The 18562-nt window shown below is 32.5% G+C and carries 18 protein-coding genes; 4 read left to right on the forward strand and 14 right to left on the reverse strand.

Translation table 11 applies throughout. From position 1 onward, the window contains the following. Positions 1-75 precede the first annotated feature (75 nt). A complete protein-coding gene (locus SOM12_RS16230) occupies positions 76-2367 on the forward strand; it encodes a family 20 glycosylhydrolase (RefSeq protein ID WP_320494264.1) in 2292 nt (763 codons plus the stop codon). A gap of 58 nt (positions 2368-2425) precedes the next feature. Here the strand turns inward: SOM12_RS16230 and SOM12_RS16235 are convergent, their stop codons facing one another. From SOM12_RS16235 to SOM12_RS16245, 3 genes are read right to left on the reverse strand one after another with little or no spacing between them, the layout of a single operon-like run. Further along, positions 2426-3172: a succinate dehydrogenase/fumarate reductase iron-sulfur subunit gene (locus tag SOM12_RS16235; protein ID WP_095928369.1), complete on the reverse strand. Its 747-nt coding sequence runs from the start codon at positions 3170-3172 to the stop codon at positions 2426-2428. A gap of 51 nt (positions 3173-3223) precedes the next feature. Beyond that, a complete protein-coding gene (locus tag SOM12_RS16240; RefSeq protein ID WP_095928370.1) occupies positions 3224-5224 on the reverse strand; it encodes a fumarate reductase/succinate dehydrogenase flavoprotein subunit in 2001 nt (666 codons plus the stop codon). An 11-nt stretch (positions 5225-5235) separates the two neighbouring features. Continuing rightward, positions 5236-5901, reverse strand: coding sequence for a succinate dehydrogenase cytochrome b subunit (locus tag SOM12_RS16245; RefSeq protein WP_248728545.1), 666 nt, complete (start codon positions 5899-5901; stop codon positions 5236-5238). Positions 5902-6257: 356 nt separating this feature from the next. Between SOM12_RS16245 and SOM12_RS16250 the strand changes: the two genes are divergently transcribed. After that, positions 6258-7619 (forward strand): hydroxymethylglutaryl-CoA synthase family protein, encoded by a 1362-nt coding sequence (locus tag SOM12_RS16250; protein WP_320494265.1) that lies wholly within the window; start codon positions 6258-6260, stop codon positions 7617-7619. 554 nt (positions 7620-8173) lie between these two features. Here SOM12_RS16250 and SOM12_RS16255 read toward each other — a convergent pair. The 9 genes from SOM12_RS16255 to SOM12_RS16295 form a co-directional block, all read right to left on the reverse strand. Beyond that, on the reverse strand, positions 8174-8545 hold the full coding sequence (locus tag SOM12_RS16255; protein ID WP_320494266.1) for a hypothetical protein: 372 nt from the start codon (positions 8543-8545) through the stop codon (positions 8174-8176). 51 nt (positions 8546-8596) lie between these two features. Further along, on the reverse strand, positions 8597-9085 hold the full coding sequence (locus SOM12_RS16260) for a hypothetical protein (RefSeq protein WP_320494267.1): 489 nt from the start codon (positions 9083-9085) through the stop codon (positions 8597-8599). Positions 9086-9138: 53 nt separating this feature from the next. Continuing rightward, positions 9139-9687: a hypothetical protein gene (locus SOM12_RS16265; RefSeq protein ID WP_320494268.1), complete on the reverse strand. Its 549-nt coding sequence runs from the start codon at positions 9685-9687 to the stop codon at positions 9139-9141. A gap of 101 nt (positions 9688-9788) precedes the next feature. Further along, on the reverse strand, positions 9789-10529 hold the full coding sequence (locus SOM12_RS16270; protein WP_320494269.1) for a LytTR family DNA-binding domain-containing protein: 741 nt from the start codon (positions 10527-10529) through the stop codon (positions 9789-9791). A gap of 151 nt (positions 10530-10680) precedes the next feature. Further along, a complete protein-coding gene (locus tag SOM12_RS16275) occupies positions 10681-11121 on the reverse strand; it encodes a GNAT family N-acetyltransferase (RefSeq protein WP_095928378.1) in 441 nt (146 codons plus the stop codon). A 16-nt stretch (positions 11122-11137) separates the two neighbouring features. Then, positions 11138-11839, reverse strand: a complete 702-nt coding sequence (locus SOM12_RS16280) for a hypothetical protein (protein WP_320494270.1) — start codon at positions 11837-11839, stop codon at positions 11138-11140. Positions 11840-11862: 23 nt separating this feature from the next. Next, a complete protein-coding gene (locus tag SOM12_RS16285) occupies positions 11863-12462 on the reverse strand; it encodes a hypothetical protein (RefSeq protein ID WP_095928381.1) in 600 nt (199 codons plus the stop codon). After that, positions 12459-13850, reverse strand: coding sequence for a polymer-forming cytoskeletal protein (locus SOM12_RS16290; RefSeq protein ID WP_320494271.1), 1392 nt, complete (start codon positions 13848-13850; stop codon positions 12459-12461). Before SOM12_RS16290 ends, SOM12_RS16285 begins: the two co-directional genes overlap by 4 nt. A gap of 207 nt (positions 13851-14057) precedes the next feature. Then, the gene (locus SOM12_RS16295) at positions 14058-14693 is read right to left on the reverse strand and encodes a hypothetical protein (protein WP_320494272.1); all 636 of its coding nucleotides are present in this window, start codon (positions 14691-14693) and stop codon (positions 14058-14060) included. A 452-nt stretch (positions 14694-15145) separates the two neighbouring features. Between SOM12_RS16295 and SOM12_RS16300 the strand changes: the two genes are divergently transcribed. Further along, positions 15146-16438, forward strand: coding sequence for an aminopeptidase P family protein (locus SOM12_RS16300; RefSeq protein WP_320494273.1), 1293 nt, complete (start codon positions 15146-15148; stop codon positions 16436-16438). 59 nt (positions 16439-16497) lie between these two features. Here the strand turns inward: SOM12_RS16300 and SOM12_RS16305 are convergent, their stop codons facing one another. Next, on the reverse strand, positions 16498-17016 hold the full coding sequence (locus tag SOM12_RS16305; protein WP_095928386.1) for a ferritin: 519 nt from the start codon (positions 17014-17016) through the stop codon (positions 16498-16500). Between the two features lie 89 nt (positions 17017-17105). After that, positions 17106-17462 carry a hypothetical protein gene (locus SOM12_RS16310; RefSeq protein WP_320494274.1) on the reverse strand — a complete coding sequence of 119 codons (357 nt, stop codon included), beginning with the start codon at positions 17460-17462 and terminating at the stop codon, positions 17106-17108. A 177-nt stretch (positions 17463-17639) separates the two neighbouring features. On the opposite strand from SOM12_RS16310, the gene SOM12_RS16315 reads away from it, so the two are divergent. Then, entirely contained in the window at positions 17640-18443 is an 804-nt protein-coding gene (locus SOM12_RS16315; protein ID WP_320494275.1) for a TIGR00266 family protein, read from the forward strand. The last annotated feature ends 119 nt before the right edge of the window (positions 18444-18562 follow it).

Here is an 18562-nt window from a genome sequence, read left to right on the forward strand (position 1 = left end):
TTTTCAATAAATTAGTTTAAAAGCATTTTAATGTTTTTAAAACTGTTTTTAATAAAAATCTAAAGTTTTTCTCCTATGAAAAAATTCCTTTTTTTATTTTTTGTTCTTTCTTTTTTAAACGGAAAAGCACAAAACTCCCAACAAAACATTTCTATTATCCCCGCTCCAAATTTGTACAAATTGACTGGAGATAGCATTCGGATAAATGGAAAAGTACAGATTAATTTTAAAAATAAAAATTATAGTGAAAAGGAATTAAAATCGGCTAAAATTTTAGAATCAGTATTGAATGCGAAAGCCAATTCGAAAAAATCGAATCTTAAAATTGAATTTGATTCAAGCAAAAATCTTTCGTCAAAAGAAGGATACAAAATTGAAATTACTCCGAATAAAATTACAATTACTGGTCAAGAAGAAGGACTTTTTTATGCCGTTCAATCTTTATTGCAGCTCCTTCCAAACAAAATTTATACTGAAATAAAATTGCCATGCGTAATTATCGAAGATCAACCGCGATATTCTTACCGAGGCTTGCATTTAGACGTCTGCCGTCATTTCTTCACTGTTACTGTTATAAAAGATTTTATTGCACAAATGGCCAGTTATAAATTAAATAATTTTCATTGGCATTTAACCGACGATCAAGGTTGGAGAATTGAGATTAAAAAATATCCAAAACTAACTGAAATCGGATCGAAAAGAAATCAGACATTAGTCGGAAATAAATTCGAAAGAACTCCTTTTTTCTTTGACGGAAATCCGTATGGAGGATTTTATACGCAAGAAGAAATCAAAGAAGTTGTAAAATTTGCCGAAGAGAATTATGTGAATGTAATTCCAGAAATCGAAATGCCAGGGCATGCGTCGGCGGCGGTTACTGCTTATCCAAATTTGGCTTGCTTTCCAGATCGAAATTATAAAGTGGTAGAATCTTGGGGAGTTTTTGAAGATGTTTTTTGTGCAGGAAAAGACGAAACTTTTACTTTTTTAGAGGATGTTTTAACAGAAGTTATGGCTTTGTTTCCAAGTAAAAACATTCATGTGGGAGGAGACGAATGTCCAAAAACAAGATGGAAAGTTTGTCCAAATTGTCAAAAACGAATCAAAGATCTAGGTTTGAAAGACGAGCATGAACTGCAGAGTTATTTCATCAAAAGAATTGAAAAATTCTTGAATGCAAATGGAAGACAGATTTTTGGTTGGGATGAAATTCTCGAAGGCGGACTCGCACCTAACGCAGCTGTTATGTCTTGGAGAGGAGAATCAGGCGGAATTCATGCAGCAAAACTGAAACATCCGGTTGTAATGACTCCAGAAGGAACGGTTTATTTTGATTACAATCAAGGTTATTCGCCAAACGAACCGCTTACCGTAGGCAGATTGAGCACTTTGGATAAAGTGTACAATTACAATCCAACTCCTGTTGATAGTTTATCTGTTGAAGAACAAAAATATATTATCGGAGTTCAAGCCAATCTTTGGTCTGAATATTTAACTAACCCAGCAAAATTGAATTATATGCTTTATCCGCGTGTTTTGGCTTTAGCAGAAATTGCTTGGACAGAACCTCAAAACAAAAATTACGATCATTTTCTTCAAAATCAACTGCCTTATCATTTAGAAAAATTGGAATTGCAAAATAGATTGTATAAAGTTCCAACTCCTTTTGGTGCTGATGAATCAGCTTTAATTGCATCAAAATATATTTTAGATTTAAAACCAACCATCAAAAACGGAAAGATATTTTATACGATTGATGATTATAATCCTGATGAAACAGCCAATTTGCATCAAAACCCTGTCGCCATAAATATTCCGAAAGGAGAATATCGAATCATCAAAACGATTCAAATTAGCGAAAGCGGTAAAAGAAGTTCTATCAATAAAATCATTGTTCGAAATCCAGATTTAAAACCTGCTTTGAAAATTCAACCTAAAAAGAATGGTTTGAAATATGAATATTTTACTGGGAATTTTTCGCAGGTTCAAGATTTAGAACTTTCAAAACCTGTTTCTTCAGGAATTTTAGATGGCAAAATAAGTGCTGAAAAATGGAAAACGAAATTAGAGCGTTATATCGGTTTAAAATTCAACGGATATATCTTTATTCCAGAAACAGGAAATTATACTTTTTCGACACTTTCAGACGACGGATCGAAGCTTTTTATAGATGATGAGCTCATTGTAAATAATGACAACATTCATTGGGCAAATGAAGCTTATGGCGCTGTTAAACTAGAAAAAGGTTTTCACAAGCTCAACATTAGTTATTTTGACTTAACTGGAGGCACAATTTTAAATTGTTTCATTCAGAAAGAAGGTCAAAAGAAAGAAGAAATAAGCGCTTCGCAATTGTATTATGAATAGAAACAAAAAAACGCTTCCGTCGTAACGGAAGCGTTTTTAAAATATACTAAATTGCGTATTATCCTTTCAAGCTTGCTGCTAAATACTCACGGTTCATACGTGCGATATTTTCAAGCGAAATTCCTTTTGGACATTCTATTTCACAAGCTCCTGTATTTGTACAGTTACCGAAACCTTCTAAATCCATTTGGTGAACCATGTGTAAAACACGATCCGTTGCTTCAACTTTACCTTGTGGCAATAATGCATATTGAGAAACTTTTGCAGAAACGAATAACATTGCTGAAGAGTTTTTACAAGTCGCAACACAAGCTCCACAACCAATACAAGCGGCAGCATCAAATGATTTATCTGCATCGTCTTTGTTAACCGGAATAGTATTCGCGTCGATTGTATTTCCTGAAGTATTTACAGAGATAAATCCTCCTGCGTGTTGAATTCTGTCAAAAGAACTTCTATCAACCACTAAATCTTTAATTACAGGGAAAGCTTTTGCTCTAAATGGCTCGATAAAAATTGTATCTCCATCTTTAAACATACGCATGTGTAATTGACAAGTTGTAACACCTCTGTCTGGTCCGTGCGCTTCTCCGTTGATGAATAAAGAACACATTCCGCAGATTCCCTCACGACAATCGTGGTCAAATGCTACTGGTTCTTCTCCTTTGTTAATTAGACCTTCGTTAAGAACATCTAACATTTCAAGGAAAGACATGTCCGGCTCGATTCCGTCAATAGGATATTCTACAATCCCTCCTTTATCTTGAGCGTTTTTTTGACGCCATATTTTTAATGTAAGTTTCATTTTGTATAAGTATTAAGTATTAAGAAAAAAGTATTAAGACTTTTCTAAATACTATTTATAGCTTCTTTGAACTAATTTAATGTTTTCGTAGTTAAGAGGTTCTTTGTGTAATACTGCATCACTTGGTTTTCCTTTGTATTCCCAAGCTGCAACATATGCAAAGTTTTCGTCATCACGAAGTGCTTCTCCTTCTTCTGTTTGGTATTCCTCACGGAAGTGACCTCCACAAGATTCGTTACGGTGTAAAGCATCTTTCGCGAACAATTCTCCTAATTCTAAGAAATCGGCAACACGAGTTGCTTTTTCTAATTCCTGATTAAATTCGTAAGCGCTTCCTGGCACTTTTACATCTTTATAAAACTCTTCACGTAAAGCAGCAATTTCTTCGATAGCTTCAGTTAAACCTTTAGCGTTACGAGCCATACCTACTTTATTCCACATAATTTTTCCAAGTTTTTTATGGAAATAATCTACAGAATGTTTACCGTTGTTATTGATAAATTTATTGATTTGATCTACAACCGCTTTTTCAGCTTCAACGAATTCTGGCAAGTCTGTAGAAATTTCTCCCATTTTAATATCTGGAGCTAAATAATCTCCGATAGTATATGGCAATACGAAATATCCATCAGCTAAACCTTGCATTAAAGCAGAAGCTCCAAGTCTGTTTGCTCCGTGGTCAGAGAAGTTAGACTCTCCAATAGAGAAACATCCAGGAATTGTCGTCATTAAGTTATAATCAACCCAAGTTCCACCCATTGTGTAGTGAACTGCTGGGTAAATCATCATTGGTGTTGTATAAGGATCTTCGTCGACGATTTTGTAATACATCTGGAATAAGTTTCCGTATTTACTTTTCACGATTGCAGCTCCTAATTTAGTTACCAAAGCAGCATCTTTATCATCTAAACCTTTTACATAAGCATCTTCAGTTCCGTAACGTTTGATAGCTGCTGCGAAATCTAAGTAAACTGCTTCTCCAGTTTTGTTAACTCCAAAACCAGCATCACATCTCTCTTTAGCCGCACGAGATGCAACGTCACGAGGTACTAAGTTACCAAAAGCTGGATATCTTCTTTCTAAGAAATAATCTCTTTCGTCTTCAGATAAATCTGTTGCTTTTTTCTTTCCTTCACGGATAGCTTTTGCATCCTCAAGGTTTTTTGGTACCCAAATACGACCATCATTACGTAAAGACTCAGACATCAAAGTCAATTTAGACTGATGATCTCCAGAAACCGGAATACATGTTGGGTGAATTTGTGTGTAGCAAGGATTTGCGAAAAATGCTCCTTTTTTATGAATTTTCCAAGCTGCTGTTGCATTACTTCCCATAGCATTTGTTGAAAGGAAAAATACGTTTCCGTATCCTCCAGAACCAACTACTACCGCGTGAGCAGAATGTCTTTCTATTTTTCCTGTAATTAAGTCACGAGCGATAATACCTCTCGCTTTTCCGTTCACGATTACAATGTCAAGCATTTCGTGACGGTTGTACATTTTAATTTTTCCACGACCAATTTGACGGTTCATTGCAGAATAAGCTCCTAACAATAATTGTTGTCCAGTTTGTCCTTGTGCATAAAATGTACGAGAAACCAAAGTTCCTCCAAAAGAACGGTTATCTAAAAGTCCGCCATATTCACGAGCCAATGGCACCCCTTGAGCCACACATTGGTCAATAATATTACCAGAAACTTCAGCCAAACGATAAACGTTTGCCTCACGAGCACGGTAATCACCACCTTTTACAGTATCGTAAAACAATCTGTAAATCGAGTCACCGTCACCTTTATAGTTTTTTGCTGCGTTGATACCTCCTTGTGCTGCAATAGAGTGCGCACGACGTGGAGAATCTTGGAAACAAAATGCTTTTACGTTATATCCTAACTCTGCTAAAGTAGCCGCAGCCGAACCTCCAGCTAAACCTGTACCAACTACAATAATATCTAAATTACGTTTGTTAGCAGGGTTTACTAAATTAATATGATCTTTATAATTTGTCCATTTGTCCGCTATAGGACCATTTGGAATTTTTGAATCTAATGCCATTATAATTGATATTAATTATTGAAATGATGAAATAAAGCGATAATTACAAAAAGCGCTGGAACTACAACTGCGAACCAGTAACCTACTTTTGATAAAAATCTAGAGTACTTGTTGTGCATCCCTACAGATTGAAGAGAAGATGCAAACCCATGCCACAAGTGGAATCCTAAAAGGATAAATGACACACAGTACAATGCCGTACGAATTGGGTCATGAAATTTGTGAACTAACTCACCATAATACCTCGTAGCATCTGGTGCCGTACCAGCTATATATTTATAGCTAACTTCAGGAAACCAGAAATCATAAAAGTGCAATCCTAAGAAAGCCAAAATAACCAATCCAGAAATAATCATATTTCTAGAACTCCAAGAAGCGTTTGCAGCTCCGTTGTATTTAGCGTACGCAATTGGTCGTGCCGCGCTATTTTGAGCGGTAAGAATAAATCCCATTACAAAATGGAAAATTACTCCGAATGCCAAAACTGGCTGCATTACATATTGTATCAGCGGATTGTATCCCATAAAGTGAGAAGCTTCGTTAAAAACATCTTCACTCAAAATAGAAATAAAATTTAAGGAAACATGCAGCGCTAAAAACGTGATTAAGAATATTCCCGAAAGAGCCATAGCTACTTTCTTTAAGATGGAAGCATTCAATAGTGCAGATTGTGCCATAAGTGTTAAGTAGTTTGTTTTAAAAAATTAGACAAAAATAACTCAATTACAAAAGAACTACAACCATTTCGCTGTTATTTATAATGATTTTAAAATAGCGCAATTCTACGTATTTTTACGTACAAAATTAAAACTGATAAAAAATAATTCACTATAGAAAACCTCAAATCATTGTTTTGTAAAACAGAATCAAGGATTTCGACTCTAAGTAGATTACCAAAAATTTATGATATTATTATTTTATTGGAAGTTTTGATTTGTTTTCTTCAAAAGTGTAGGGTCATCAAAATTTTATCAAAGTAAAAAATTGTCATTCCACAACATAGTTTTACCTTTAGCGGCTCAAAAAAATAAGAATGAAAACAGGAATTGATGCTATTTCATTTGACGTAGCAAACATACATTTACCCATAAAAACTTTGGCTGTTGCCAGAAATATTGAACCCGATAAACTAGAAAAAGGTCTTGGTCTAATAAAAATGACTTTCCCAGACGCACATCAGGATGCGGTTGTTTTTGGAGCAAATGCTTTAACAAAACTTATCATTGATAATAAAATTGACTTAAAAGAAATCAGTCGAATCTATGTTGGTACCGAAAGCGGCATTGACAGTTCTAAACCCATTGCTTCTTATCTAATTAGTTTAATGGAGCAGAAATTTGGTGAAGATTCATTATCAGAATGCGATGTTGTGGATTTTACTTTTGCTTGTATTGGCGGTGTAGACGCTTTGCAAAACTGTCTTGATTTTGTAAAATTAAATCCAAATAAAAAAGCAATTGTAGTTACGTCTGATTTTGCAAAATACGATTTAAATTCTGGAGGGGAATACACACAAGGTGCTGGAGCGGTGGCAATGCTGATTACTGCAGATCCGAAAATTATTGCTTTTGATGATAATTGGGCAACAAGCACAAAAGGTGTTTTCGACTTCTTTAAACCATATAGAACAATTTCTAAAGAAGAAATCACTAAAAACGCCAACAACGATTCTTGGTTTGATAATTTAGAAGCTGAAATTGAAATTCATAAAGATCAGCCAGTTTTTGACGGACAATATTCGAATCAATGTTATATGGATCGTACGCGAAATGCTTACTTTTCATTCAAAAAATTAAAAAACACTACTGAAACTTTATACAATACTTGGCATAGTATCGTGATGCACTTGCCCTATTCTTTCCAAGGAAGAAGAATGTTATCTGAAATCTACGCTTTAGACAGTGCCGAAAAAATTATTGCCGATGATATTGCGCCAGCAGATTATCAGACAAAAATTAAAGAAGTAGCAAAATCGGATGATTACAGAAGTTTTGTAACTGAGAAATTACAACCTGCAGAATTGGCTTCTTCTTTAATAGGAAACCTTTACACAGGATCTATTTTCATGGGATTGTTGTCGACTTTGGCTCATTTTTATGACACAAACAAAGAAGTTGCCGGAACCAAATTCGGTTTCTTAGCTTACGGAAGCGGATCGAAATCGAAAGTTTTTGAAGGAACTATCCAGCAAGAATGGAAATCGGCTTTGGAAAATGTAAAGCTTTTTGAAAATTTAGCTGAAAGCATTGAAATTGATTTCAATACTTACGAAAGTCTTCATAAAAAAGAACAAAAACAGAGTGTAAGAACTCCTAAAAACGAATGGGTTTTAGATAGAATCGAAAAAGAGATCCCTGTTTTGATTGGAGCGAGATATTATAAATGGGTGGATTAAATTCCAATATTTGAAATTCCAAATTCCAAATAAAAACCGAAGCACTTGCTTCGGTTTTTTGTTTTTATACCATACCGTTTGTCATCCTGAGCGAAGTCGAAGGACACGTTAGTAGCTCTACAAAGATTGATTTTCGTTGCGGAGTTACTTGCGAAGATTTCTCCTTCGTCGAAATGACAAGATTGCGCAAAAAAACTTTGTCAAAGTTTAAAACTTTGACAAAGGTCACGGCTAAAATTTAAACCGATTAATTATTTAAATTCCAACAAGAAATTCTCTAATTATCACATTGACATATTTTCTAATTAAAAAATCAATCTTTTTTATGCTGTTCAGTATAATTTTGATTTCCTTTAATTCTAGTATCTTCCGTATGCATTCCGTTTGCCATTCCTAGCATAAAAGCTGTTATTATAATTATAAATTTCCTTTTTATCCAATGAAGAAGCGGTCGCTTAGATTGCTCCAAGCGAGAATTTTTATTTTGTTTATACATTTTGAAAATGATAAATGATTAGACATTATTGAATCATCTATGCTCAGAAATAAATTTCTTAAGCGCTGTATAAACTTTTAGCGAAGTCTTTTGAAGTGATTATTTCATTTATAAAAACAGATTGATTTATAAATGAAGTTAGCTTTTGATAAAGCAGGTTTTGAAGTTTCAGCAATTCCTTGATTTGGAAAGTAAAGACATTTTCGGTTTTAAGAAAATTCAAAACAATTGAAAATCTTGTTTTTTCAGAAGAAACAGCTTGTCCGAATTTATATAAACGAGAATTCTTAAGATTTAATTCTCTTCTTAAAACTACAAACGAAGACTGATAATATTCTGCCGATTTAGATTGAGAATATAAAGTACCATCGCCCGCAATCACGACAAAAGTCAGAAAGAGTGCGATTAAGTATTTTATATGTTTTTTCAATTTACTTTTATCAATTTATAAATTACTTGCTTACTTCAATAATCAAAAATATTACTGTTTTGCAATATCGATTTTTGTTTTTAACAAATCATATAATTTCTTTGTATCATTATTGACCGTTGACCATTCTCCTACTGATTCGTATTCACACATTAAAGTGGTTCGTCTATCTCTTATTTTTACCAAAACATATCCTGCATAACAAGTTGCCATTACATCAGTAAAAACAGGCTTAGATATTATTCGGTGTGCGTATTTGTAAACACTATCTCGTTCTGAAACAGTCATTACAAATATTTTCTTTTGAATCGTATCTAATTTATAAGCGGATGAATAGCCCTTACGCTTCACTTTTTCGTAAATCGCCTCATCAAAAGTTGCTGTATCACTTTTTTTATAAATAACTATTTTTTGATTTTTAGTCTGAATTTCAATATCGTCCCACTGCAAATCCTTATTCTCTTCTTTTTTATTTGAATTACAAGAAAGCATTCCTATTAAAGGCAACATAAAAAAGACAGCAATTGAACGTTTATTCATAATTTTCATAAAATAAAGACAATATACAAATCCTATGTTTAATATTTAGTCTTTCACAATAACTTTTTCTTCTCAAAAAGCAAAAATCCCAATCCGAAAACAAAAACCAGACAACTCAAAAACATATAAATTCCATCTTTCAAAACAAAAAATGAAAATCCAATTGATGCTGAACTCAAAATAATCATTAAAACAATAACAAAATGTGTTTTAATAAAACGCAAAGCATGCATCGTTAAACCAATAAAAAGTAATGAAGGCCCAATTGCAATAAAAGGATAGAAAATTTCTGGTGAATTACTTATTTGATGGCTTAGTGCTTCTTTTGCAATTTCATTATTTCCGTAACTCGACATTACAAAATCAATTGTACAAAGTCCAATGTGTGCGACAACTCCAAAAGCTGTTACAATTGAAGCAAAAAAACTCAAAGTGAATTTCGGAAAAACGTCATTAAATGACAATAACAAACAAGAGCCGATTAAATTAAACCAATGTGCGAGATCAATTGGTTTTTGAAAATTGGGTAAAATTTTAGCAAAGAATAAATAACTGATCAGGAAAAATAATAGTCCAAGCAGGCAAAGATGTTTTGTTTTCATAATTTATTTTTAAAATTGATGAAGCAAAACTAAAATGAAAATTCACCTGAAAGCCTTATTCTACTGACTTAGGTACGAAATGCATTGTTTTAGGTACAAAATTACAATGCCAATAAAACATCTCTATAATTTCTCGAAACCGGAAGTTCTATTTGAGTTAAAATAATTGTATTTGCATTTCTCCAAGATTTAAAATGCGACGGATTTATTAAATGCGAACGATGAATTTGCACTAAAAAATCAAAATCGTCCTGAACTTTTTTGAGCGAAGATCGAATAAGTTTCGAATGAAGTTTCTCATTTTCCAGATAAAAAATCTCAACATAATTCTGCGCATTCGAAATACAGACTAAATCGGATTTATTGATTTTTAGAATGTCTAATCTGTTTTCGCCTTTAAATATTAAAACATCATCTTTTATTAGAATGAGTTTGATTAAATATCTTCGTGCGAGAATAATCACAGGAGTTATGATTAGAGCGACTTTTATAAAGATTACAGAAAAGAATTCTAAAAAAGTATATCCGCCATTTAAAATTGGGCTTTTATAAAAGGCAAAAACTCCAATTAAATACAATCCATGAAACAGAAAAATGGCTATTATTTCTAAACTAATATTCCACTTCCCTATTCTTTTGTAAAAGTTTTTTTGAATAACAGCTAAAAGACAATAACATAAAAAAGCCATAACACTAAACCCAAAACTGATTAAAAACCACGCTCTGAAATTTATAGTTCCGTCGTCAAAGGGCCTTATAATGAAAGCAAAAACAAAAAGCCATAAACTTATTAGAATGGCAATTACTAAATGATGCTTTATTGATGGATTTAGTTTATACATTCTACTGTTTTTTTTTCACAATCTTGTCATTTCGACCGAAGGGAGAAATCTTCGCAAGTAACTCCGTTCCAACAAGCCAATCTTTGTCGAGCTTCTCGCGAAGATTTCTCCCTTCGGTCGAAATGACAAACTAGACTGATAATTCTATAAATTATTTATAAATCGTAAACTTATTATGACTCAAACTAAAACCAAGATTCTCATAAATCGCTACATTCTCAACTCGCTTTTTATTTGTCGTTACTTCAATACTTTTTAAATTATGCTGTTCTGAATAATTTAAAATTTCATTTATCAATAATCGTCCAACGCCTTGTCCGCGATATTTTTTATGAATGAAAAACTCCTGAATCTCACCAACCAATCCGCAATGATGCAGCAGATTTTGGGTGTGAAAACTAATAAAACCTAAACCTACATTTTCATTTTCAGCAATGAGATACAGATTTTTTGGGTTTGAAATATTTTCATTGAAGATCATTTCGAAAACTTCAAAATCTAAAACTTCATTTTCGAGTTCGCAGATTGCTTTGTAAACGAAGTCTAGGTCGCCGTTTTGTATTTTTCTGATTTTACATTCAAGCTTTTCCATTCAACTTATGAGTTAATTAGATTTTATTCTTCAAATCAATCTGTTCAAACATATTTTTCCAACCATACCAAGCGCAAGTTCTGTCAAAATATTCTTTTTTTTGATTTTCAAATTTAATTATATAGTGATCTTTTGTCGTACAACCTCCTGATTGCAATAGATTTAACTCGCATTCCATTTTAACAATCGCATCTACTTCTTTTTGGCTGAGTTTTTTTTCGATTCCTCTACTGATAAAATAATATTTTTCTTCTTCTTTTCTTATTTCAACAATAGTTGCCATAGAATGAAAACATCCCAAACTCTCAAAACATAATTCCACTTTCTGATTGTCCTTTAAATTCTTAACAAACGATTCGTTAATAAAATCAGTATATTTTGAATAATCGGGATGAATTGAAACCTGATAAACTCTACTTTCGGTTATTTCAATTGTTTTCTGCATCTGCTGATTTAGAAAATTTTCATATACGAATCTGTAAGTTCCATTTGACAAACTATCAATTACGAGTTCTTTTTCAATGTAAGGTTTTTTAAATCTCCCATATTTCTTAAATAGTTTTTCATCTTTATAAACTGAAATCCAATATATTCTGGGAAGTTCTTTATTTGTTTTATCTTCAAACTCAACTTTTAATTTTATAGATGCAAAAGAATCTTTTTTGCAACTCACAAAAATTATTAAAATCAACAAAAGTAGTGCTGTTTTAAATTTCATCTTTGAATTAAAGTTGTTATTAATTAATTTTTATTCCTGTTTCTAGGCTCAATAAGCCATTCAATAGTAATAACTTTTGAACATTTATCTTTTACATCACTTCCCGCCCAATCAATTAAAATTGCGGCACCATCTTTTTTAATTTGATCTTTAACAAAATCAAATGTTTTTATAGATCCAACAGGACCTTCTCCACTTAAATCAAAAACTATATTTTTTGTTTTCGTAAAAACTGAATATAAAGAAAGTAACTTCTTTTGACTATAATCAAGGTTTTTTACTTTGTCATTTTTAGAAATACCATTTTCTTCAAAGATTTTTGGCTCTGAGTCTTCATTCAAATTTGTATTTCTTTTTAAGTATCTACTTACTGTTATAGAACTAAAAATACGTTCAAATCTTGACTCTTTAAAATTCTCTGCAAAAGTTAAGGGCTTTACTACCTTTACATTTTCATGTTGTATTTTTCCTGTAAAAATATCTGTTAACTCAGCTTTCATTTCATAAAAGTAAGCTGTTCCGTATATGTGAATGAGAAGCAGTTCTCCTTTTCTAAGTTCAAAAGGCGGTATAAAATACTCGCTAGTTTTTATCCCTTTACTTTCAATTAATAGCTCTTTCATTTCTCAAGTCGTTCAAATTTCTGTTTGTATTTTTGAATATATTTACCCCACTCCTCTTGATTTTTATAAACCGAAAAAGCATAATCAACGGTTTCTTTACTGAAATGATTTCCAAAAATATTATCTAAATATTTAATTCCAGAATCGATTACTAGTTTTAAAACCTGCAATTTATCAATTCCGTTTTGTTTGCAGGCTTTATCCAGCCATAATCCTTTTCCAATTTTCACATATTCTATTAGAAGATCTTCTGTTATAAATTGAGCAGGAACATCATTAATATCGGGTTCATGTTTTCCGTTTTTGAAAACCAATAGAACCAATTCTCCCGAATAATATGCTGACGGAATTAATCTCAGCATTGTACCGCTTTGAGCTGCTCTAAAACAAAATTCTTTTGTAATAAATTCATCAGGAATTACCTGAATCGCAAAACCATCTTTACTGACTAATTTTTCGCAAAGCTCAGAAGTTATCAAATCCTGACCAATGAAAGGCAAAGCATGAAATGTAATATTTAAAGCCAAATTGCAAAGTTCTTCAGTTTTAAATTGCTTCGGAACGAGTTTAAGATCTCTGTAATTTGCCAAAACGCGATCACGCCAATATTCATAAGTTTTAGCGGGCGGATTATTTTGTTTTAAAACCCATTCTCCTCTTGCCAAATCACGTTCCAATTCTTCAAAAGTTTCAATTAACTGATTATCGAGTAATTTTCGGAGTTCATTTGAAATAATTTCTTCGTCAGTTTCATCGTCATATTCGCATTCATTTTTAGGATCAATTTCATCTCTATCATTATAATAAAACAAATCATTTTTTCTTTCTGCAAATACTGTATTATGATCTGTAACGATAAAAACTGGAGAATTTATAGAACCCGAACAATTAAAACTTCCATGATTATAATACGTCATCACGACTTCTTGTGCTGTAACATTTCCTTTTACTTCAACATTCGCCCCACCAAGCAAAAGACTTTGACAATTTACGCTTCCGCTAATGAAAACATACGGGCCATAATCGCCTTCGGCATTAATAATTGAACCATTTACAGAGAAATTTCCATTTATAAAAATGCCTTCAATTCTTATTTCTTCGATCTTTTTAGTTGGAAGATTTAGCAAATTGGTTAACCATTTTTTCTCTTTATCTTCATAAAGATCTATATAAAAATTCCCTTCAAAATTGACATCTTCATCTGCAGTAAGAAAAAAATCTTCATTTTCCCATTCGTCAAAATAATCGAATTTTTCATCCTCAACTAAAAAAGGATATTTGATTTTAATTTCGACTATAGTAATTAATTTAAAATTGGAAGTCTGCATTTTATGGTAGTATTCGAAGTTGATTTTTTGAATATCAAGATTACACAATTCTAAATTCAAAACCAATTGGACAGTTAGAAAATATGTATTTGTCTTTTAAAGAAAATTAAAAATCTTTATTAAAATTGGTTGAAGCTGAAAACAGAAAACAATTCTTTGGAGAAGGAATAGACCTTATGATTTAAAAAAAAAATCGAAGTTTTGAAATTTCAAAGCTTCGGTTTTTTCTTTTTTTCACTAAATCCGAGAAATATTAAACCTTTTAATTTATTCAATGACATAAATTAATTTAGAAGTGCCAGCATCATGTTCTGCAACAGCTAAATAAAAAGGCTTTTTCAAATTTAATTTTTCGAATACATTTTCTTCATCTGCCCTTTTAAACAATTTATTCATTTCTACTAATGCTGTAGCTTCAAATAGTTTATAAATATTATTTACATCTATAAAATCATCAAAATTATCTTCCTCTCCTTGTATGTTTTCAGTTAAGTGATATAAAGTTGGAGAAATAAAAGCTGGCAGACAAGAGATATTATCCAAATATTCCATCTGATCCTCATCGATTTCAAATTCAGATAATTTCCGATCTGAATCATCAAAATCAATGGCAAAAGCTTCTAATTCTCCGCCATACAAACCACCATGTTCAAAATAAATCATATTGAAACTTTTTTCAATATCCTTATTGTATTTCTCTACAAGCCAGTATTTTTCAATATTTATCTCTAGTTCCTCAATCATCAAATTTTCATGTTCTTCTCTATTCTGGTTTTTCCATAAATTATAAAATGAATTATAGGCTTCATTTTCCGAATCTTGTAAATCGGTTACAATAATTTCTTTTGCCTCTTTTTCAATTTCCAGAAAATTGTTTAAAATCAAATCATTAACTTTTTCCATGTATCATTTTAAATTATAGTAGAATACCAATATACAAAATACCAGAATCTATAAAATGCTTTTTCTTTTAAAAACCACATATCTCTCGATAGCCATTGGAATGAATGGGAGTAGGTAAGATTTTTCAATCTTTGTAGAATTTCGAATGTGATCTCTTCTTCGTCGAGATGACAAAACTAGGAGTATACAAATCTTTGTAGAGTTACTTGCGGAGATTTCTCCTTTCGTCGAAATGACAAGATTGGGTAAATACTTTGCGACTTCGCGTCTTTGCGAGCAAAAATCTCCTGCGCACTTTGCGCAAACCTTAGCGTTCTTTGCGGTTAAAAAACTTCATGCCTTAGCGCCTTTGTGGCAAAAACAATAAATAAGAAAACTTTAATAAATCTGCTATACGTCACTAATTCAAAAATTAGTAATTTTGAAATTCGAAGTTCAAAAACGAAATAATTATGAAATATCATCAAATAAACAGCGCTCTTTTTGTAAAAAATCGCAGAAAGTTCATGGCTGAAATGAAACCTAATTCTGTTGCAGTATTCAACTCAAACGACATTTACCCAGTTAGTGCCGATAGTACTTTACCGTTTGCGCAACATAGAGATATTTTTTATCTGAGCGGTGTAGATCAAGAAGAAAGCGTTTTGCTTTTGTTTCCAGATGCGCCTTATGAAAGTCAGAGAGAAATTCTTTTCTTGAGAGAAACAAACGATCATATCGCAGTTTGGGAAGGTGAAAAACTGACTAAAGAACGTGCTTTTCAGGTTTCTGGAGTTAGAACAGTTTATTGGTTACAGGATTTTCATAAAGTTTTGAACGAAATGATGACGTATGCCGATACGATGTACATCAATACAAACGAACATTATCGCGCAACTGTTGAAACAGAAACTCGTGAAGCTCGTTTCGTAAAATGGTGGAAAGAGCGTTATCCAGCACACAATGTTGCAAAAAGCAACCCAATTTTACAAAGACTTCGTTCTGTAAAGGAAAGCGAAGAAATCGATTTGATTCAGCACGCTTGTGATATCACAGAAAAAGGTTTCCGCAGATTATTGGGATTCGTAAAACCAAATGTTACAGAATATGAAATCGAAGCCGAATTAGCTCACGAATTCATCAGAAACCGTTCTAAAGGTTTTGCTTACACGCCAATTATTGCTTCTGGAAACAATGCGAATGTTTTGCATTATATCGAAAACAATCAGCAATGTAAAGACGGAGATTTGATTTTGTTGGATGTTGCGGCTGAATATGCAAATTACTCAAGCGACATGACGAGAACAATTCCAGTTTCTGGACGTTTTACAGATCGTCAGAAAGCGGTTTATAATGCTGTTTTGAGAGTTAAAAACGAAGCGACAAAAATGCTTACACCTGGAACACTTTGGAAACAATATCATGTTGAAGTAGGTAAAATCATGACTTCTGAATTATTAGGTTTAGGTTTATTGGACAAAGCCGATGTTCAGAATGAAAATCCACAATGGCCTGCTTACAAAAAATATTTCATGCACGGAACGTCTCACCACTTAGGACTTGACACGCACGATTACGGATTGCTTCACGAACCAATGAAAGCAAATATGGTCTTTACGGTTGAGCCAGGAATTTATATTCCAGCAGAAAAATTCGGAATCCGTTTAGAAGATAACGTTGTGGTTCAGGAAAAAGGAGAACCTTTCAACTTAATGCGTAACATTCCTGTTGAAGCAGATGAGATTGAAACTTTGATGAACTCATAAATAAAAAGAAAGCCCTTAATAAAATATTAAGGGCTTTTTTTATTATCTAAATCGGTTAATTATCCGATTTTTGAGATTTGTACATCCAGTTGGAATTTACCATCGGCTTCATTTCCATTGATTAGATCAAAAAGCTCTAACGCTCTTCTTGCATTTTTCTCTTCTTCTCTTTGTTCTGCTACATACCACATCATGAAATCTTCTGTAGCGTAGTCATTTTCAGCTCTACATTTTGCGATTACTTTATTGATCGCCTGAGTAACTGCAATTTCGTTTTGCAAAGCAATTTCGAATACTTCTTTAAAAGAAGCAAATTCTTGCTGCACTTCTGGAACCGATGGCGTAATTGCAATCCCTCCCATATCTGTAATGAATTTGAAAATTTTCAGAAAATGCTCTCTTTCTTCTTCGGCTTGCTTATACAAATACGATGCTGTATTGGCATAACCATTTCTATCCAACCATGCAGCCATAGCTAAATATTTGTTAGAAGCGTCACTTTCTAATTTTGCTTGTAAATTCAATATATTTTCTACACCTTCAACTAATGAAGTACGTGTTCTTAGTAAATCTTTCATAACCTTTAATTTTTATACGTGTAAAATTACAAAAATTAAAGAAGCCGATCGTAACCCCTTGAAAATTTGGATTTAATCTAAGTAAGAATCTAAATAAGCTCGACGTTTACCATATTGCAAAGCATAGAATGCAGGTTTAGGGTAAATTTTGTTCCGTTTAATAAATCTCTTAACTGCACTATTTCGCAGATAGTAAGATTTCTAGAAAAATTTCTTTTGGTAGTTTCAATCAGCTGTGCATCTGATTGATCAGATAAGTCATAAAGCATGTTAAGAATATCAACACTATTAACCTTTCTTTGAAAAATCAAAAAATCCTGAATTTTATAACTTGACATAGTATCAACAAAATTAATAACTATACTATTGGTCAAATCACATTGGTAACTGTATCCTTTTTCGGTCTCAAATAATATTTTGGTGGTCAAATCGCTAACTAATGACATTCTGATAAAATTATAACGATGCAAAAATATAGAATTTAAAGCAAATAAACACGTAATTAAGACTAATTTAAAATAACAAAATCATTTAAAGTTCTTAAAAACAGTAGAAGTACGATAAACACTGTAACATTCGACAGCATTTTTTGTCTAATTTTAAAAACAAATACCTAAGAAATAATGCAAACACACGAAATAGATTATCAGATTTTTGGAGAAGAAATGCAGTATGTGGAAATAGAATTGGATCCACAAGAAATTGTAATTGCCGAAGCAGGCAGTTTTATGATGATGGAAAACAATATCCAGATGGAAACTATATTTGGAGACGGTTCTCAACAACAAGGTTCGGGTTTGTTTGGCAAACTTTTAAATGCAGGCAAAAGAGTTCTTACTGGCGAAAGCTTGTTTATGACGGCGTTTTTAAATCAGGGCCACACCAAAAGTAAAGTTTCATTTGCATCACCATATCCTGGAAAAATTCTCCCAATAGATTTAACCCAATTTCAAGGTAAATTTATCTGTCAAAAAAGTTCTTTTTTATGCGCTGCCAAAGGCGTTTCTGTCGGAATTGAATTTTCTCAGAAACTAGGTCGCGGCTTATTTGGCGGTGAAGGTTTTATCATGCAGAAAATTGAAGGAGACGGAATGGCATTTGTGCATTCTGGAGGAACAATGGCTAAAAAAGAGTTAGCTCCTGGCGAAGTCTTAAAAGTAGATACTGGATGCATTATTGGTTTTACCAAAGATGTAGATTATGATATTGAATTTATTGGCGGCATTAAGAATTCTATTTTTGGTGGCGAAGGATTATTCTATGCCACTTTAAAAGGTCCAGGAACAGTCTTTATACAATCGTTACCATTCTCAAGATTGGCTGACCGTATTATTGCTTCGGCGCCACGATCTGGTGGAAATAGCCGTGATGAAGGAAGTCTTCTTGGTGGACTAGGAAATCTTTTGGATGGCGATAACCGATTTTAATTTTAGAATGGCTTTCAGAAATGAAGGCCATTTTCATTATCACAAATGCTATTTTATCATAAATAATTTTATAACTCTTTTAAAGATTTCCCAATTAAATCAAGACATCATGATATTTT

The organism is Flavobacterium sp. CFBP9031, assembly GCF_034044945.1.
Lineage (GTDB): Bacteria > Bacteroidota > Bacteroidia > Flavobacteriales > Flavobacteriaceae > Flavobacterium.

Bases quoted from the DNA above. Each gene is read 5' to 3' on its own strand.
- SOM12_RS16300 (WP_320494273.1), top strand. From the start codon at position 15,146: ATGAAATATCATCAAATAAACAGCGCTCTTTTTGTAAAAAATCGCAGA.
- SOM12_RS16285 (WP_095928381.1), bottom strand. From the start codon at position 12,462: ATGAAAGAGCTATTAATTGAAAGTAAAGGGATAAAAACTAGCGAGTAT.
- SOM12_RS16240 (WP_095928370.1), bottom strand. From the start codon at position 5,224: ATGGCATTAGATTCAAAAATTCCAAATGGTCCTATAGCGGACAAATGG.
- SOM12_RS16245 (WP_248728545.1), bottom strand. From the start codon at position 5,901: ATGGCACAATCTGCACTATTGAATGCTTCCATCTTAAAGAAAGTAGCT.
- SOM12_RS16275 (WP_095928378.1), bottom strand. From the start codon at position 11,121: ATGGAAAAGCTTGAATGTAAAATCAGAAAAATACAAAACGGCGACCTA.
- SOM12_RS16315 (WP_320494275.1), top strand. From the start codon at position 17,640: ATGCAAACACACGAAATAGATTATCAGATTTTTGGAGAAGAAATGCAG.
- SOM12_RS16295 (WP_320494272.1), bottom strand. From the start codon at position 14,693: ATGGAAAAAGTTAATGATTTGATTTTAAACAATTTTCTGGAAATTGAA.
- SOM12_RS16265 (WP_320494268.1), bottom strand. From the start codon at position 9,687: ATGAAAACAAAACATCTTTGCCTGCTTGGACTATTATTTTTCCTGATC.
- SOM12_RS16270 (WP_320494269.1), bottom strand. From the start codon at position 10,529: ATGTATAAACTAAATCCATCAATAAAGCATCATTTAGTAATTGCCATT.
- SOM12_RS16230 (WP_320494264.1), top strand. From the start codon at position 76: ATGAAAAAATTCCTTTTTTTATTTTTTGTTCTTTCTTTTTTAAACGGA.
- SOM12_RS16260 (WP_320494267.1), bottom strand. From the start codon at position 9,085: ATGAATAAACGTTCAATTGCTGTCTTTTTTATGTTGCCTTTAATAGGA.
- SOM12_RS16250 (WP_320494265.1), top strand. From the start codon at position 6,258: ATGAAAACAGGAATTGATGCTATTTCATTTGACGTAGCAAACATACAT.
- SOM12_RS16235 (WP_095928369.1), bottom strand. From the start codon at position 3,172: ATGAAACTTACATTAAAAATATGGCGTCAAAAAAACGCTCAAGATAAA.
- SOM12_RS16305 (WP_095928386.1), bottom strand. From the start codon at position 17,016: ATGAAAGATTTACTAAGAACACGTACTTCATTAGTTGAAGGTGTAGAA.
- SOM12_RS16310 (WP_320494274.1), bottom strand. From the start codon at position 17,462: ATGTCATTAGTTAGCGATTTGACCACCAAAATATTATTTGAGACCGAA.
- SOM12_RS16280 (WP_320494270.1), bottom strand. From the start codon at position 11,839: ATGAAATTTAAAACAGCACTACTTTTGTTGATTTTAATAATTTTTGTG.